Below are 17987 nucleotides of genomic sequence, written 5' to 3' on the forward strand. Positions count from 1 at the left end.
GCCTTTACCTTCTTTCCGCGATGACATCTTTTGCCCATAGTCCTATTCCGATCATCATCCAGATCAGATAGCCGCGCATACCCGGGAAACCATTATCCGATATGAGACTGGCTACAGCTCCAGCCCACGTAGCCAACGCCAGTCTGATATAAGGCTGACTGGAATCTCGTTCGGCAATACGGACGAGAAGGCGCTTGATGATAACGAACAGACCACCGAAGAAAAAGAATGCTCCGAAAATACCGAAGGTGAGGAAAATGGCAATATACCCATTATCCATAATCCCAAGTTCACCGAGATCGCCGCCGTTATCAAGCTTGGTTCCGATTCCTACACTCCCGATCCCCTGCCCGACTGGATTGCTAGTAATCGCCGGAAGCATCGTATGCAGTAAATCCAAACGCTCGTTGTACGAATGATCCTGTTGAATATCCGTCAACGTCTGCATACGAGCCACCAAACCCTCTGCCCCTGGAAGTTTTGGAACAATAATGTAGAGAAGAAGACCGACGACAGCTAGTTGAACCAAGGTCTTCCACTTCCCCTTGGAAGATGAACTGAGAATATAAGCCAGCAACATGACGAATGCAATTAGCCAGGCTGAACGTACCAGCGTGATTAAGAGACAAACGACCGTCAGCAGGATTCCGATCCATCCCAAAGTGCCACGCCAACGTTTTTCCATTAGCATGGGTACAAGTGCCATTGCCAGGAAAATAGCGCACGGACCGGGCGAGTTCATGGAAGAAAATACTCTGATTTGAAGTGGTTCTGGAACACCAATGGAATTCATTTCTACATGATTCATCCAAAATGCATCCCACGGAGGCACCGTCAAGTACTGGATAATGCCGTAAATTGCCACAAGAACAGCAATGTTGGCATATGAATACAGCAGTCGGTCCAGCTCCTTCGCCTTCATGGGCTTAATCGCAAGATAAGGCAACAGGATCAAAGGAACCACATAATTGGCTAAATCATAAGCAAAAACAATACCATTTTTGAATAACCCGACGACACTTCCGTAGGCCAATTCCATGCCGAAAAATACAGCAATTCGGGTTAATGGCTTTTCCGCCAGATGAATACCCCGCAGCACAGGAATAATCAACATGCTGCTTACCAGCAGCGGTGCCACACTCAACAAGGAAACCGAGTGGTAGGTTCCCTCCAACCAATCCGCAATACGGCGGATTTCCGGGCCTACTGCCCACACTACCAGCGTGTAAGGAATCAGTAGCCGGGATTGCAAGATCGCCAGCAGGAAGGCCGGAAAAACGAGCGCCAGCAATATGGCTCCCTGCTGGCTCATGGTGGGATTCATCTTGGCGCTGGCAAATCCGATGGCGAGTGGCAGCATACAAGCCAGCAACCCCATGCCGATCATGCCGATTCCACGCCGATTTCCTAGCCAAACGGAAATCTGCTGATCTGCCAACCGACTCATGTTTCTCACCCCTGACCTCCCTTCATCCGCTTCCGCTTGAACATCTCCTTAAACAGCAGAACGAGAAATTGGGAATCCTCAATCAAATATCTTTTCCACAATCGTTTAGGCTCCTGAGACAATCTCCAGAACCATTCAAATCCCGTCTTCTGCATCAGCTCCGGTGCTCTTTTCACATTTCCCGACAGGAAATCAAAGGTCGCTCCCACCCCAATCGAAATCGGAGCGCGGTAAGTCTCATAATATCTGTAAATCCATTTTTCCTGTTTAGGTGCGCCTACACCAACAAAAACGATGTCCGGGCGAGCCTCTTGCAGCAATTGGACAATGTGTCTGTTCTCCTCTTCGTTTTTCTCAAATCCATAAGAAGGAGAGTAACAGCCCACCACGTTCATGTTCGGATAAGATTCCTGGAGATTGAGCATAGCCTTCTCAGGAATACCGTCAGCTGCACCCAGAAAAAATAAACGATAGCCTCGATCCTCAAAAGCCTCCCCCAACCGAGTGAACAAATCTGACCCGGACACTTTTTGTTTGAGGGGCTTTTTCAGTAACTTGGACGCCCATATGATAGGCATCCCATCGGCCACTACAGCTCCGGCATCTGAATACACCTTGCGGAATTCATCATCCTTGCGAAGCTTGATCACATGATCGACATTACAGGTCAAAATGTAGGAATGACGCTGATGTTCAATAGAAGTATCTATAAATTCGAGTAGATCATTAAAATCGTAATTATCAAAGTTGACATCGAACATGTTCACTCTGCTCATCGTATCACTTCTCTTTGCGAAAATCGGTTTGAGTAGATGTCTGGTATAACGCGTTTAAATACCAGCAAAATGGAATAATCATCTGAACCGTCGACAACGTATTATCTGAAAACGAGTAGATCAGAAAGCCTGCAATTAAGCTTGCAAAATAAGGTTTGATAGACTTGGCAAGCGACCGGTAAATGAGAGCGAACACGATCAGCAATGAAAGCATTAATAGCCCGCAACCGATATATCCCGTGTCAAAATAAAAGCGAATATACTCATTATGCGGTACAACGAAACCATTGAATAACGTCCCGTCGTTCGCAACCGTTACCGCGCCAAGACCTCTACCTGACCAAGGGTAATCATGTACTCTGTTCAAAAAATATTCCCATGCCTCCGAGCGTCCCGATAGGTCAATGCCTGTATCGGTCTCCCGTTCGAAGGAGCGTTTTTTTAAATTGTTCCATTGCAGGGCCACCGCCCCCAGAGCAACCAAAAACGATCCGGCCAGCGGTAGCAAATAATTGACTTTCCCCTTGAGGTACTGACGGGCAATATCAAACAGATACACAGCAAACATTAATAACAATGCCAGAATCGGTCCACGTGTACCGGTGGCGATCAGAATCAAAAAGTTCAGTGCCAACACTGTGTAATAAAAAGCGGCTTGCTTGGGTTTGCGCTTGACCTCAATTAGAGAGACGGCAATTCCGAGAAAGGAGAGCATTGCCAGATGCGGCGGTATATTCGCTCCTTGTACTCTGACTGCGCCCGTAAATTCCACATCCGTAAACGAATGCAGCCCTAGAACCTGCAAACCCAGCCCAATGACCACACTAATAATTGGCAACAGACTGATCAGTCGGATATGCTTTTCTGCCACATCCTTTTTCCACTGGATCAGTAAAAAAAAGAAAGGGAGTGATAAACCGACGAACGCCTTGACGGCAATCGAGGTCGTTAACAAAGGCATCCATGCTGAAAATCCAAATGTGATCCCCAGCATGATCACCAATGCCCAGACCGGATAGCTGAACTTGAGACGTATGCCATACACGAGCATGCACGGCACCAGCAGAGCCAAAATGCCCAATTTGTACAATGACAAAATCTCAATACCGAACACGCCGCCCTGATACAGAGAATCGACTGAGACTGCTGTACTTAGCAAAACAGCATAGCTGATGCGCTCCGGATGATGGATAGAAACAGCCAGCAAGAGCAGTAAACATACCGCCGCAATACTGACCACCGGCTGATAGGTAGCCGCAATTCCTACAGCAAGAGCGCCCAGTAGAAAAATAAAAACATGCTGTATGGTGTTTATTCTAGTAGTCCAAGGATAGTTACTCATGTTCCATCTTTCACCCCGCAGCTGACTCGCTTTTCCGGTTGCGCAGTGTATCCAGCGTCCCACGGATACTTTCAAGCCTGCACCGGTTCAACAGCTTCCTGCCCTCACTACGCGCCAGCAGGGAATCCAAAGTGATGTATAACACTTTGGCTGCCGTCTTCGCCATCAGCATCGCGTTGCCGCGCAGACCTACGGCCTGAGCAGCGTTAGACATGCCCTGACAATAGTAGCGGTTCATGATCCATTCTTTTGTTAACCGTGAAGCCGGCACAAAATGTTCCACAGACATGTGTGGATGATACATAATCGTTCCACCATTTTTACGGATTTGCTCGAATACCCACGATTCTTCACCAGATAGAAGGATATCTCCCTTTCTGCCTAGATGAAGCGGGAACATAACAGCGGCAAAAGCCGTTTTACGCATCGCCATATTCGCTCCAAATGGATTCAGTCCCGACGGATATTCACGAATGGCTTTGCCCAGATCAATAATCGTGTAAGGCAGTTCAAGCGGGCCTGTCAGCCAACCCGGTCGTTCCGTCTCAAACATAGGGTCAATTTTTCCACCCATAGCCGTCAGCTCAGGATTGTTCCCGAATGCTGACATAATCGTTTGCAACCATGTAACACACGGAATTGCATCATCATCGAGAAAAGCAATGACTTCCGCTCTTGATAACGTAATGCCTGCATTACGAGCAGCAGACAGTCCTTGCTCTCGCTCATAATGATATCGGAGATGGATATTCTGACCATGTGCGACAGTAAACCTTTTGATCGTCGCCGCTGTATGATCGGTGGACCGATTATCGACCACAATGATCTCAGCCAGTGCAAGGTCTTCCAGCTCCAGCAGGGACATTAACGTTTTTTCCAGCAGATCCGCCCGGTTATAGGTGCAAATAACGACGGATACTGCGGGACATCGCTTGAATGCATCCATCAATAAGCATCCTTGGAGAACAGCATTTTAACGCCTGTTTTCATGATGATTTTCAAATCGAGCCACGTATTGCGTACATGAATATACTTCAAATCCATTTGCACCATTTCTTCGAAGCCTACACTGTTACGTGCGCTCACCTGCCAGTAACCCGTACATCCCGGTGTTACAATCAGGCGTTGCTTATCATAATCGGAATATTGCTCGACCTCGCTGGGCAACGGCGGACGCGGACCGACTAAAGTCATGTCGCCGACCAACACGTTCCACAGCTGCGGAATCTCATCAATACTCGTCTTGCGCAGAAAACTACCAATTTTCGTGATCCGAGGATCGTTTTTAATTTTGAACATGGCGCCGCTCACTTCATTCAGCTCCATCAAGTCCTTTTTCAATTCCTCAGCATTGGACACCATTGAACGGAATTTATACATATCGAATAACTTCTCATTCTTGCCCACCCGAGTTTGCTTGAAAAACACGCTTCCCTTTGGGTCTTCGAGCTTAATCAATACGCCTACCACTACAAAAAGCGGAAGCAAGACGATCAAGCCTACGAACGACAGCAGCATATCAAGGAGGCGTTTTGTGACCAGGTAGGACGTTTTATCCTGAACTTGTGTATTTCCGTATGGCATGTAAAACGCTTTACCTGACATGACAGCCTCGCCGTCCTCCGGTAAATTTTCCATGCTCATGCTGACGTACCCCCTCTCAACCTGCCGTGGTTGCTTTCTCGGTCTTTTTCAACCATTCATTCATAGCCTCCATAACCGGATACTTCAAATCATCGCTGGCAAGTGCAAATTCAAGTGTGGTTAAAATATATCCAAGACGCTCACCTACGTCATAGCGTGTGCCTTCAAAATCATAGGCGTACACACGCTCACTCTGATTCAGCTTTTGGATCGCATCCGTCAACTGAATTTCGCCGCCAGCTCCTTTTTCCTGAAGATCAAGATATTTGAAAATTTTCGGTGAGAACACGTAGCGACCCATAATAGCCAAATCGGATGGCGCTGTGCCTGGAGCTGGTTTTTCTATAAAATTATTCACTCGGTACAAGCGTCCGTCCTGCTGATCCGGTTCAATGATGCCGTACCGGTTCGTAAATTCCTGCGGTACCCGCTGCACACCGATAACCGAATTTTGTGTTTCCTCATACTGATCCATCAGCTGGCGTAGGCAAGGCTTCTGACCTGTTACGATATCATCGCCCAGCAGCACACCAAACGGCTCGTCCCCGATAAAGCGTCTTGCGCACCATACCGCATGTCCAAGACCTTTGGGTTCTTTTTGGCGAATGTAGTGAATTTCCACTCCCGAAGAACGCTGTACTTCCTCCAGAAGCTTCAGCTTACCGTCCTCGAGCAGTTTTGACTCCAGCTCAAATGCGTTGTCAAAGTGATCCTCAATGGCACGTTTGCCTTTACCCGTAACGATAATAATGTCCTCAATACCAGAAGCAATCGCTTCTTCCACGATATATTGAATCGTAGGCTTGTTGATAATTGGAAGCATTTCCTTAGGCATCGCTTTGGTGGCAGGGAGGAAGCGCGTACCTAACCCTGCTGCTGGAATAATGGCCTTTTTCACTCTTTTCGTCATCGCACTCATTCTCCTTGCTTCATCGAATTTTGGTGTTGCTTACTTCACCTGATTCATCACAATTCCAACCAGCGTCGCACTGGCCTGCTCCATGAGTTGCTTTGTTTTGCGCAGATCTTCCCGTTTGGTACGACCATGTTTAGCAACGAGAATCACACCATCTGTCAAGCCTGCAATCAGGCGGGCATCCGTATAATTCAGCGCCGGAGCTGAATCGAGTAAGATGATGTCATATTCACGTTTGAGCTCTTCCAGCAGCTCAGCCATACGTTCGCTACCGAGCAGATCCGCTGCGTTGTACAGGGTGTCTCCACCGGGAACAACCGATAGCTCCAGGCCACCATGCCTAACGATAGACTTGGAAGAAGCCCCACCGCGCAAATAAGCCGATAGACCTCCGGTATTCTCCATTCCGAATATCTCGTGCAGCGCTGGCTTATGCAGATTGCAATCCACCAGAGCCACCTTCTTGCCTTCTTGTGCAAAAGAAACTCCGATGTTGGCGAGCAGTGTTGTTTTACCCGCTCCGCTTTCCGGCGAGGTCAACAATAGAACCGTCCCACGGTCCTTTTGTCCAATCACCTGCTGCCGAATGTATGTACGGAGGGATCGAAATGATTCCGAGATATACGATGATGGATTACTTTCTGTAATCAACATGTCATTCAATCGCAGCATATTTACGCTCCCCTACCCGTTCTTTGGAATTTCCAGCTGCTCCATCGATGTCCTTCTTGCGAATGACTGGAATCGATGCAATTACCGGAATACCGATGTCTGCGTCTGCCTCTTTTTCCGAGCGCAGCGTGCCGTTAATGCTTTCCAGGAACACAATCGTGCCCAATGCAATCATCAGCGATACGAGAAAACTAATCGCAATATTCATGAGCGGGTTCCCATTAATCGGGTCAGGATTGGCCTGAGGATCCGCTTCATTTAAAATTTTTACATTATTCAATTCCATCAATCCCGGAACCGTCTGTACGAATTTCTGGGTAACCGCGTTTACAACCGCTGCGGCCTGTGGATAGCTCCCTGCCTCAAACGTCAAACCGATAACCTGACTTTTATCCGAGGATTTAATCTGCAGCTTTTCTGCCAACTTCTGCTGTGTCAAACCGAATTCGGGATGAGTCGCTACAACAGCGTCCATAATTTTAGGTGAAGTGAGAATTTGCTTGTAGCTTTCCACCAAATTAAGACTTGTGTTGACGTCGTTCAGATTGTTGCTCCCCTGCTTGGCGGAAATATGATTAACCAGCAGTTGGCTTGAAGCGGAGTAGACTGGCTTCACGACATTGTCGCTCACAAAGTATGTTGTTACACATGAGAGAATGACAAAAATCGCAATCAGCCACAATCTTCTTTTAATCAGGACTAGATAATCCAAAATGGTTTTCTCCACAAAAATCCTCCCTCCTATACAATTTCTCTTCATATTTAAGTATGACTTTATTGTAACAATTGGCTCTGTGAACGACATGGAACCGAATGGCACTTTCTCCCTCACTACAGGGGGAGGGAAATGTATACTTTCGGATACGGCATGGTATACTTTTGTACCATACATTGTTGATTATGGAAAAAGAAATCGAAAAAAGCCTCAAAATCACAAAAATTGGTGATTTTGAGGCTTTTCATTCCACTCGCATATGAAAGTGCAATGCAACTTATAGAGTCAGCGCATCATACCATGTTTGTTGGCTCGTACTTCGCCAGACCAATGGCATTGGCATACAACGCTGCCTGCGTGCGATCCGCCAGCCGCAGCTTGGCCAGGATCTGACTGACATGCTTTTTGACTGTAAACTCACTGATAAATAATCGGGATGCAATTTCACGATTGCAAGCTCCTTGTCCCAACTCGACCAGCACTTCCTTTTCCTTTGGCGTCAGGTCGTCCGTCAGATTGCCCGCATCTTCACGCAGCTTGTTTTCGAGAATAGCCGGATCATAATATTTGCGTCCTTTGTTGACAAGATGAATCGCGTAAATTAGTTCCTCAGGCAACGCTTCCTTAAGCACATAACCGTCCACGGAAGCTTCCTCTGCTTTCAGAAAATCTTCACGTGTTGCGGAAGAGGTCAGCAAAATAAATTTACTTCTGAAACCACGTCCGCGCGCTATCTTGATAATATCCAGCCCTGATTCATCAGCTAGTTTCAAATCCAGCAGCACCAGATCCGGATCCGTTTCCTCAATCACCACAAGTGCTTCCTGTTGATTCTGGGCCTCTCCCGCAAACTGAACATTGGGCTGCATGGATATAACCGCAGCGAGTCCTTTCCGTACTAAAGGATGATCATCGACAATGACAATTTTCATGATTCGGCCTCCTGTCTACAGTTCAGGATTTGCATAATCCCTATGTATCCGATTGTTACCGCAGATTTTGTATTGCAGAATGTTCACACATTTTATTCGAGAATTTTGCAAAATCCTCATTCATAAGCATTTACCGGAATGGACAATCGGATCTGTGTTCCTTCTCCGATTCGACTTGAAATATCAAATTCGCCTCCCATCGATTGAGCTAAATATTCCATATTCATCATGCCCAGGCCCCCGCCTGCACTGACCGCCTCACCTCCTGCTACCATTCTCGCCGTCTCAAACCCTACTCCGTCGTCATGAATAGACAGTCTAATCACTTGGGGCGTCAATTTTAACTTCACATCAATTCGCTTGGCCAATCCATGACGGATTGCGTTCCCCGCCGCTTCGGAAATGATGCGGAACAAAGCCTTTTGGTACAAATACGGAAGTGAATAATGATCACCATGAATGTCAAAATCAATTTGTACATGATTCAGCTTGGATAGTGTATGCAGATGACTTTTCACTGTCCCTAACCAAGTTGAGCCTCCGCTTTTTTTCGAGCTTAGACTATGAATCGCTCCTTTCAGCTCTCTAACCGCTTGGTTGGCAGATTGCTGAATTAGATCAATTTGCTCCTCCACCTGCTCCTTTGGCTGATGACACCAGGTTTGCCGGAGAGAATGCGTTGCGTACACAATACCAAAAAGACTTTGAGAAACATTGTCATGCATTTCATTTGCAATCCGGTTCTGCTCATTCGTCACAATCAATTGATTCTCAATACGCTCCAGCTCATAGCGCTCCAAAAACACAGCACTCAGCTCAGCCAAGAATATCAGTTGTTGCACGAGCCAGCGTCTTCCTGTCAGACTTTGATCCGGTCCCAGCTTGAGGCCAATCGTCGATACAAAGCGGGTCGTCATCGGTACGGTGATCATGAGAAAGTCGCCCCATTCTGGCAGATGTCTGAAAAATGGTTCGCGTTCTTCCCTGAACTCCTCCCGGTAATTCTCCAGTTCCTCGAATAGCTGCTCCTCCTCCTCCACCGTCCAGCCTGTCTGGCTGCTTGCCGGTGCATCCTCCTCCTGACTATCCAGCCAGAAAAATGCACGGCTCTGCTTGGTAAGCTTGACAGTGTAATCCGAGATGACCTGACCCAGATTTAATGCCTCATTATGGCTGGTCGTCTCCATGATGTGGTAAATTGACTTGATATGATCCATCGTCTCATTGGCTTGTTCTTTAGCCACCTTCAGTTCGTCCTTCATGACGCCGATAACCTGCATTGCCATCGTGGTTACGATCAATACCAGAAACAAATTAATGTTCTGCAATATAAGATCCCACAAAAAATATTGACCTGGTGTAAAAAAGATATAACAAAATGTAAGCACCAAACCGATATAAGAAAGTAGGAGCGTCCAGCTGTACCTCATAGATAGATGGGCACAAGCTACCAGCATGGGAGTAATCACATACCATTTGAACGGGCTATTTATCCCTCCGGTCGGGAATAACAACAAAATGATCCCTGCTGTTTCTAGTGCAATGCTACATTTCAATACCATATCATGAAGTCTGTATTTACGGTAAATCCAAGTAAATGCTGTAACGGATAAAAATAGAAAACCAATCAGTAACAGCTTCTGCCACACGATTAATCTAGATGATTCGAACAGAAAAACAAGTGACGTTAAAGATAGTGATACATAACGGTATAGAAAAATCATTTTGTCTTCTGCTGACTTCCTCAACTTCATCCTGTCACCCTATTCTGTGTTTTGAAGGGACGATGGGCATATTAGGTTTGTGTACTCTAAAAAATCATAACCAATCCAAAAATAAATAACAAGACATAAACTCTTACGTAAACGGTTACATTCCAAAAAATTTGGTACTTTTTATAACATATTTACCGTTTCAGGAAAACATTTTGGGGGTAATGTCAGAATTTATGACGTTTGTCAAGGAAATAAATCACATTTTTGCGACCTAAAAAAGACTTGCTGGTACCACTGTGATTACAACAGCGGTATTCAGCGAGTCCTTTTTTAGTGAACCTGGTAGTCTACATTTTAGCCCCCGGCACGTGCTAATTCACGCATATTGGCTTCAAATGCTGCCAATAGAGCTTCATCTCCGCTCAAACCAGTTGCCTCTTCTTTTTGGATCTGTTCAACCATACGCTTGTAATCCTTTGGAATCACTCGTACAAACTGCTGAATCGCAGTCTGCCAATCATCCAAAATACGTTGTCCCGCTTCACTACCCGTGTAAGTGACATGGCGTTGAATCAAGCCACGCAACTCCGCTGCTTCTGTAGGTTCTTCCACACCTTCCAGCAACACCATTTCCAGATTACAACGGCTCAGGAACGTCCCCTCAGGGTCATAGACATATGCAATACCTCCGGACATTCCAGCTCCAAAATTCCGTCCGGTTCCACCCAATACAGCTACACGTCCGCCTGTCATATATTCGCAACCATGATCTCCAACGCCCTCAACAACAATACGTGCGCCAGAGTTCCGAACGGCAAAGCGCTCGCCTGCGATTCCGCTAATGTAAGCTTCACCGCTGGTCGCTCCATACAAGGCTGTATTTCCGATAATAATGTTCTCTTCTGCCTTAAAGGTCGCTTTGTGAGACTTTTTCACAATAACCTTACCGCCAGATAGCCCTTTACCGACATAGTCATTGCTATCGCCTTCCACGCTCAACGTGATGCCTTTCGGAATAAATGCTCCGAAGCTCTGACCTGCCGATCCAATAAAGTTAAAGCGAATCGTATCCTCAGGCAGACCCGCCGCTCCATACTTACGGGTGACCTCGCTGCCCAGAATCGTCCCTACCGCCCGATTCACGTTTGTAATAGGTAAGGTACCCTCAACAGGCGTTCCGTTCTCCAACGCTTTCGCAGCCATCGGTACGAGCTGCTGCATGTCGAGTGTTTCTTCCAGACCGTGGTTTTGGCGTTGTACACGGTAACGTACACTACCTTCTTCCAACTCAGGAACATGCAACAGCAAGCTCAGGTCTACGCCCTTCTTCTTCCAGTGCGAATCGGCGTTCACGGTATCCAGGCAATCCGTACGTCCAATCATTTCCTGAATCGTACGGAAGCCCAATTCCGCCATAATTTCACGGACATCTTCTGCAATAAAACGCATAAAATTCACCACATGGGCAGGATCGCCCATATAATTTTTGCGCAGCTCCGGATTCTGCGTAGCCACACCAACCGGACATGTATCCATTTGGCATACCCGCATCATAATACAGCCCAACGCCACGAGCGGCGCTGTAGAGAAGCCGTATTCTTCCGCGCCCAACAGGGCAGCTACTACCAAATCGCGGCCAGACAGCATCTTGCCGTCTGTCTCCAATACTACGCGGTCGCGCAGGTTGTTTAGCATCAGCGTCTGATGCGTCTCCGCCAGACCCAGCTCCCAAGGCATACCCGCATGACGAATGGAGCCTTGCGGAGAAGCGCCTGTACCACCGTCGTAACCGCTGACTAGAATAATGTCAGCACGGCCTTTAGCTACCCCTGTAGCAATCGTACCTACGCCTACCTCTGACACCAGTTTCACGTTAATGTCAGCACGCGGATTGGCGTTTTTGAGATCATAGATGAGCTCTGCCAAATCCTCGATAGAATAAATATCGTGATGCGGCGGTGGTGAAATCAAACCTACTCCTGGCGTAGAGCCACGGACCTCAGCGACCCAAGGGTACACCTTACGTCCTGGCAGTTGTCCACCTTCGCCCGGCTTCGCGCCTTGCGCCATTTTGATCTGAATTTCGTCGGCATTCACCAAGTAATTCGATGTTACACCGAATCGGCCCGATGCTACCTGCTTAATCGAACTGCGACGAGAATCACCATTGGCATCCGGTATGAAACGTGCAGGGTTCTCCCCACCTTCACCCGTATTGCTCTTGCCACCGATCCGATTCATCGCAATCGCCATATCTTCATGCGCTTCCTGACTGATCGAGCCAAAGGACATGGCTCCTGTCTTGAAGCGACGCATAATGGATGCAGCGGATTCCACTTCATCCAGCGGCACAGGCTCACCAGCAGGCTTCAATTGAAGCATGGAGCGAATCGTCAAATACTGTTCAGATTCACCCTGTACCAGCTTGGCGTATTTCTTGTAAAGCTTGTAGTCTCCCGAGCGAACCGACTGCTGGAGCAAATGCACCGTTTGCGGGTTAAACAAATGCTCTTCCCCATCGTTACGCCATTGATATTCGCCGCCCGAATCCAGCACTTTGTCGTTGCCGTCCTTGTCGGTGAAAGCACGATTATGATGAACCAGCGCTTCGATAGTCACTTCCTCCAGACCAATACCGCCAATGCGGGAAGGTGTCCAGGTGAAATAACGGTCAACAAAATCCTGTTTTAAACCTACGGCCTCAAAAATTTGCGCCCCACGGTACGACTGAATCGTGGAAATACCCATTTTGGACAATATTTTAACGACACCCTTCGTTGCCGCTTTAATATAATTTTTAACTGCCTTTTCGTGCGAGATGCCGCGCAGCAAACCCTGCTGAATCATGACATCCAGCGTTTCAAAAGCCAGATACGGATTAACCGCACTCACACCGTAGCCAAGCAGCACCGCATAATGGTGAACATCCCTTGGCTCGCCGGACTCCAGCAAAATACTTACACGTGTGCGGGTACCCTGTTTAATCAAATTGTGATGCAGGCTGGAAACAGCTAGCAACGCCGGAATGGCTGCATTCTCCGCATCCACTCCACGGTCGGACAAAATCAGGATGTTATGACCTTTGTCAATGACACGGTCAGCCGCCTCAAACAATCCTTCCAGCGCCTTGCGTAAGCCCTCAGCACCTTCCTTCGCTTCAAAGAAGATCGGGATCGTCATCGATTTGAAGCCTGGACGGTGCACGTGGCGAATTTTGGCAAACTCCTCATTCGATAGCACCGGCGAATCCAAACGAATCTGGCGACAGCTTTCCGGTTCTGGATGCAGTAAATTGCGCTCTGGTCCAATCGTAGTTGCGGTTGACGTTACAATCTCTTCACGAATGGCGTCAATCGGCGGGTTTGTGACTTGGGCGAACATTTGTTTAAAGTAATTGTACAAACGTTGCGGACGATCAGACAGCACCGCCAATGGTGCGTCGTATCCCATTGAGCCAATCGGTTCTGCACCTGTAAGTGCCATCGGCTCCAGAATTTTGCGCAGTTCTTCAAACGTATATCCAAAAGCGAGCTGAAGCTGATTTACATTTTCATGTTTAGGCTCCGGCTGTTCTAGCGCTTCCGGCAGCTCATCCAAATCAACCAAGTGCTCATCCAGCCATTGCTGATAAGGTTCCTCGGAAGCAATACGTTCCTTTAACTCTTCGTCAGAAACGATACGGCCTTCTTGGGTATCAACCAACAGCATACGACCCGGACGGAGACGATCCTTATAGAGCACATTTTCAGGAGCAATATCCAATACACCCGCCTCTGAAGACAGTGCGATCAGATCGTCCTTGGTCACATAGTAACGTGCAGGACGCAGACCGTTGCGGTCGAGAATCGCCCCGATTTGGATACCGTCTGTAAACGCCATTGCAGCAGGTCCGTCCCACGGCTCCATCATAGTGCTGTGATATTCATAAAATGCCCGCTTCTTCGGGTCCATGGTTTCATGCTTGTTCCAAGGCTCCGGCACCATCATCATGGCTACATGAGGAAGGGATCGTCCGCTCAGATACAGAAACTCCAGCGTATTATCAAACATGGCTGTATCCGAGCCATCTGGGTTAATGACGGGTTTTACCTTCTTAATGTCTCCGCCAAATGCTTCGCTTTCAAACTGCGCCTGGCGCGCATGCATCCAGTTCACGTTGCCGCGCATCGTATTAATTTCACCGTTGTGAATCATAAAACGATAAGGATGCGCACGATCCCAGCTCGGGAACGTATTCGTACTAAAACGGGAATGGACCAGCGCGATCGCTGATGTCACCCGCTCATCCTGCAAATCCAGATAAAATTTACCTACCTGCTCGGTTGTCAGCATTCCTTTGTATACAACCTTGCGACAGGACAAACTTGGAATATAGAACGACTCACCGTTCTCATCCTCTTGGTTATAGCGAATAGCAAGCTCTGCACGTTTGCGAATGACATACAGTTTCCGTTCGAAGTCCAACTCTTCCTTCAAATCGCTACTGCGACCGATGAATACCTGACGCACACCCGGTTTAGCTGCTTTTGCCGATTTACCCAGCATTTCGTCATAAGTTGGAACATCGCGAAAACCCAAACAATTTTGACCTTCGTCCACGATGATATCTCTTAGCTTCTGCTCATGCACCTCACGAACTTTTGGATCATTGGATACAAAAAGCATACCCACGCCATAATGTCCGGCCTTTGGCAATTTGAAGCCCAATCGCTCCGCTTCCTCTTGAAAAAACAGATGAGGGACCTGAATCATAATCCCTGCTCCGTCACCGGAGTTAGGTTCACTTCCCTGACCGCCCCGATGCTCCATATTCACGAGCATGGTCAAAGCCTGACTTACAATATCGTGCGATGGTTTTCCCTTGATGTGGGCAACAAAGCCCATGCCGCAGGCGTCTTTTTCGAATTGGGGATCATATAGTCCCTGTTTGGGTGGTAAACCTGTCTGTCTCATGGAACGCAACCTTTCTGTTATAAAGTCATGCTGGCCTGAAATACAGGCGGCCGAATAGAAGACAGTGGCAACAAGAGGTAACTCAAAGAACAACTACGAGGAATGGGGGACAAAACATGTGACGTATTCAAGGCGGTACGGTCCACCGAATGCGTATGTTTTTCAATAATTATGCAATGGCTTGACTTGAAAAATACGTCGATTCCACTGATGAATCTAATTAGTTCTATCATTTTATCATTGACCTATCATGTTAGCAATTCAAAGTTTTTATGATTGTGATAATAAATCTTTTACATTACAGCTTCAACGTATCAATGCAATTTTATCTCATTTTTATGTATAAATATTCACTTTTAAAAAACAACCCTTCCTATTCCTCTAAGGAACAGAAAAGGCTGACAAAGGAGATACGATAAGTTAATAGACCATCTAGTGTATTCACGCAAATCAGATATCCGTATTAAAATTCGAGACTTTCGCCGGGCTTCAACGCTTTCCCTTCAATGCCTTCTTTGTGCAAACGATCACAGAAGCCATCTCCGTCCTGCTCAATACCCGGGAACGTATTGTAATGCACTGGTATTACGCGACTTGCACGCAGCCATTTTGCTGCCAGCAGTGCATCCTCCGGTCCCATCGTATAACCATCTCCGATCGGCAATACCGCAGCATCGATGGAGTTAGTCTCCCCAATGAGACGCATGTCGCCAAACAGACCAGTATCCCCTGCATGGAAAAAGGTTTGGCCTCCCATGGTCAATAAAATTCCCGCTGGCTCTCCCATGTAAATGGGTTTTCCGTCCACCGTCAAAGATGAGCTGTGGAACGCAAGTGTGAATTTCACATGGAAACCGTCAAAGTGGTGACCCCCACCCAGATTCATACCGTGAGCTTTGGCCCCCAAGGATGAACAATATTCGGCCAGTTCCGCGACCGCGATTACTGGACAATCATTGCGCTTGGCAATTTCAACAGCATCACCAAAATGATCGGCATGACCGTGTGTCAACAACACGGCATCCACCTGAATATCCTCGGCCTGTACGGTTGCTTTAGGATTTCCCGTCAAAAAAGGATCAATAATAATCCGTTTCCCCTCTGCCTCTACCAGTACAACTGAATGTCCATAATATGTGATTTTCATTTCATCTACGCCTCCTTTGTCACTTTCATTATTTGGGTTACTTTCCTTTACCTATTATACCTCTTTTGCATTCTGGCTTCACCTGTACCACAAAATCCGTTCACAAAGCTGAACCCTATTGTTTAGAAAGGGCTGTTATTTGTAGAAGGGTGCCTTTATTTATAAAAGGTATGATGACCGATCGTTTTCACCTTGGTACGGGAATGATGAACCGTAAGGTCCTGGGCCAACGTAAGCGACAGGAAAAAACAGGTGTTATCAGGCACGGCTTTATGGCCGTTCAAAGCAGCAGTAACCGCACGAATGCTGTCCTGGTTGGGCTGAACACGACGAAGACGCCCGTTCGCGACCGGACTAAATTGCGCTTTTTGATAAATCACTGCCTGAATCGTATCGGGAAATGGGGCTGACCGCAGCCGGTTTAAGACAACGTTGGCAACTGCCACTTTGCCTTCGTACGGTTCGCCTTCTGCTTCTGCCATCACTATTTTTTGCAACAGGAGCAGTTCTTTAGCGGAGACAGTATAGCTCCAGGTAGACAACGCCTTGTCATCCTGCGTGAGCATTTTTGTCTTCGTAAAGTAGATGGTTGTAGGAGGGGTTAGGATTGCGGACTTGCTATGCTGGACCTCAGGCTTTTTCTTGCCTGTAGCAACGTTATTCCGAGCTTGTTCCGCCTGCTTCATCTGGGAAGCGGGTAACGGAGTCGGCATGATTTCTTTCCAGCTTGGCTGCCCATGAGCAGCAACAAAGATGGGGCTTGTCCTGTTAGACCCTTTATGGGTCCCCATCCTGTCGCCATATGTAGGAGCTGCAGAGTTCCCTGACCAGCTCAGAGAATGCATGGATGCATTTTTATGATTATTCTGTGTTTGCTGAACCTCAGCGTAGAGGCCTATCCCCAATATACAAACAAGCAGCACACTCAAAAGAGGTGCAAACCAACGATGTTCTTTAATAATTTCCATAATGTTCCTCCCGTTAACTTAAGCACATTCCTCAGATATGTAACCCAAAATGCGCTTTTTGAATAACGCTGAAACACTATATCACTAAATTCGCTGATAGATCAAGGGTTTCGCCTCATTAATGGGAATGTTTGAATTATTTGGTACATTGGTTTTTGACCCAATCGTGTTGCATATAAAACAAATTCTCCCACTTCCCAAGGCCCACCGCTTCGGTCATTGGGCTGCCACACAGAAGCTGGAATGGGCTGTCCCCCTGTGTACGAACGTGCTACGGTGATATGAGGTCGATAGGGTCTGTCCTCAGGTTTAAAACCAAGCGGTTTGGTAGCACGAAGTATAGACTGATATAGATGCTCTAGCGACTCTCGCTGTTCAGTCACTCCTTTCCAAAGTACACGTGGAAATTCTTCACGGCCAAAAAAACCTGCTTCTCCAATACCAAGTGTGAACGGGTGATGCTCAGCTGCCGCTTGAACTAAAACCTGCTCAAGTTTCGGGATAACTGAGGTCTCCACATCACCCAAAAACTGAAGTGTCACGTGGTAATCTCTGAAATCAATCCATTTGCGAAAAGAAAGATCACTCAAATCCTGCTCCACCCAATGATGTAAGTTCTTCTTGTGCTCATTTGGGAGAGCAATAGCTGTAAAAAGTCTTTGCGATTCATCTTTCATCAACCTTTACCTCCTTTGCTATAGATATTTGTGGATATTTCAAAAGCAGCTGTTTGGATTGTCCCTAATCAGGGTAAAGCCAT

14 protein-coding genes are annotated in these 17987 nt (G+C 47.1%); all 14 read right to left on the minus strand.

Translation table 11 applies throughout. The annotated features are described in order from the left end of the window. Window positions 1-4: 4 nt before the first annotated feature. The 14 genes from ACEN8J_RS16280 to thpR all read right to left on the minus strand — a co-directional run bounded on the left by ACEN8J_RS16280 (window position 5) and on the right by thpR (window position 17904). A complete protein-coding gene (locus ACEN8J_RS16280) occupies window positions 5-1447 on the minus strand; it encodes an O-antigen ligase family protein (protein WP_209949664.1) in 1443 nt (480 codons plus the stop codon). Window positions 1448-1452: 5 nt separating this feature from the next. Beyond that, window positions 1453-2223 carry a WecB/TagA/CpsF family glycosyltransferase gene (locus tag ACEN8J_RS16285; RefSeq protein ID WP_013309155.1) on the minus strand — a complete coding sequence of 257 codons (771 nt, stop codon included), beginning with the start codon at window positions 2221-2223 and terminating at the stop codon, window positions 1453-1455. A 4-nt stretch (window positions 2224-2227) separates the two neighbouring features. Continuing rightward, window positions 2228-3565 (minus strand): O-antigen ligase family protein, encoded by a 1338-nt coding sequence (locus tag ACEN8J_RS16290; protein WP_039269528.1) that lies wholly within the window; start codon window positions 3563-3565, stop codon window positions 2228-2230. 10 nt (window positions 3566-3575) lie between these two features. After that, on the minus strand, window positions 3576-4511 hold the full coding sequence (locus ACEN8J_RS16295; RefSeq protein ID WP_029516193.1) for a glycosyltransferase: 936 nt from the start codon (window positions 4509-4511) through the stop codon (window positions 3576-3578). Further along, the gene (locus ACEN8J_RS16300; protein ID WP_029516192.1) at window positions 4511-5209 is read right to left on the minus strand and encodes a sugar transferase; all 699 of its coding nucleotides are present in this window, start codon (window positions 5207-5209) and stop codon (window positions 4511-4513) included. The genes ACEN8J_RS16295 and ACEN8J_RS16300 overlap by 1 nt, the downstream gene beginning before the upstream one ends. Window positions 5210-5225: 16 nt before the next feature. Then, window positions 5226-6119, minus strand: a complete 894-nt coding sequence (gene galU, locus ACEN8J_RS16305; protein WP_013309151.1) for a UTP--glucose-1-phosphate uridylyltransferase GalU — start codon at window positions 6117-6119, stop codon at window positions 5226-5228. Window positions 6120-6158: 39 nt separating this feature from the next. Next, on the minus strand, window positions 6159-6797 hold the full coding sequence (locus ACEN8J_RS16310) for a CpsD/CapB family tyrosine-protein kinase (RefSeq protein WP_029516191.1): 639 nt from the start codon (window positions 6795-6797) through the stop codon (window positions 6159-6161). Next, window positions 6781-7524 (minus strand): YveK family protein, encoded by a 744-nt coding sequence (locus ACEN8J_RS16315; RefSeq protein WP_029516190.1) that lies wholly within the window; start codon window positions 7522-7524, stop codon window positions 6781-6783. Before ACEN8J_RS16315 ends, ACEN8J_RS16310 begins: the two co-directional genes overlap by 17 nt. 281 nt (window positions 7525-7805) lie before the next feature. Continuing rightward, window positions 7806-8444 (minus strand): response regulator, encoded by a 639-nt coding sequence (locus ACEN8J_RS16320; protein WP_029516189.1) that lies wholly within the window; start codon window positions 8442-8444, stop codon window positions 7806-7808. Between the two features lie 116 nt (window positions 8445-8560). Then, on the minus strand, window positions 8561-10198 hold the full coding sequence (locus ACEN8J_RS16325; RefSeq protein WP_495593721.1) for a sensor histidine kinase: 1638 nt from the start codon (window positions 10196-10198) through the stop codon (window positions 8561-8563). 315 nt (window positions 10199-10513) lie between these two features. After that, complete coding sequence (gltB, locus tag ACEN8J_RS16330; RefSeq protein WP_495593722.1) at window positions 10514-15112, minus strand: glutamate synthase large subunit; 4599 nt, start codon at window positions 15110-15112, stop codon at window positions 10514-10516. Window positions 15113-15575: 463 nt separating this feature from the next. After that, window positions 15576-16259 (minus strand): metal-dependent hydrolase, encoded by a 684-nt coding sequence (locus ACEN8J_RS16335; protein ID WP_104496511.1) that lies wholly within the window; start codon window positions 16257-16259, stop codon window positions 15576-15578. Between the two features lie 155 nt (window positions 16260-16414). After that, window positions 16415-17227 (minus strand): cell wall hydrolase, encoded by an 813-nt coding sequence (locus tag ACEN8J_RS16340; RefSeq protein ID WP_029516185.1) that lies wholly within the window; start codon window positions 17225-17227, stop codon window positions 16415-16417. 101 nt (window positions 17228-17328) lie between these two features. Beyond that, a complete protein-coding gene (gene thpR, locus ACEN8J_RS16345; RefSeq protein WP_495593724.1) occupies window positions 17329-17904 on the minus strand; it encodes an RNA 2',3'-cyclic phosphodiesterase in 576 nt (191 codons plus the stop codon). Window positions 17905-17987: the final 83 nt, after the last annotated feature.

The sequence above is a fragment of the Paenibacillus sp. Paensp38 genome (assembly GCF_059491915.1).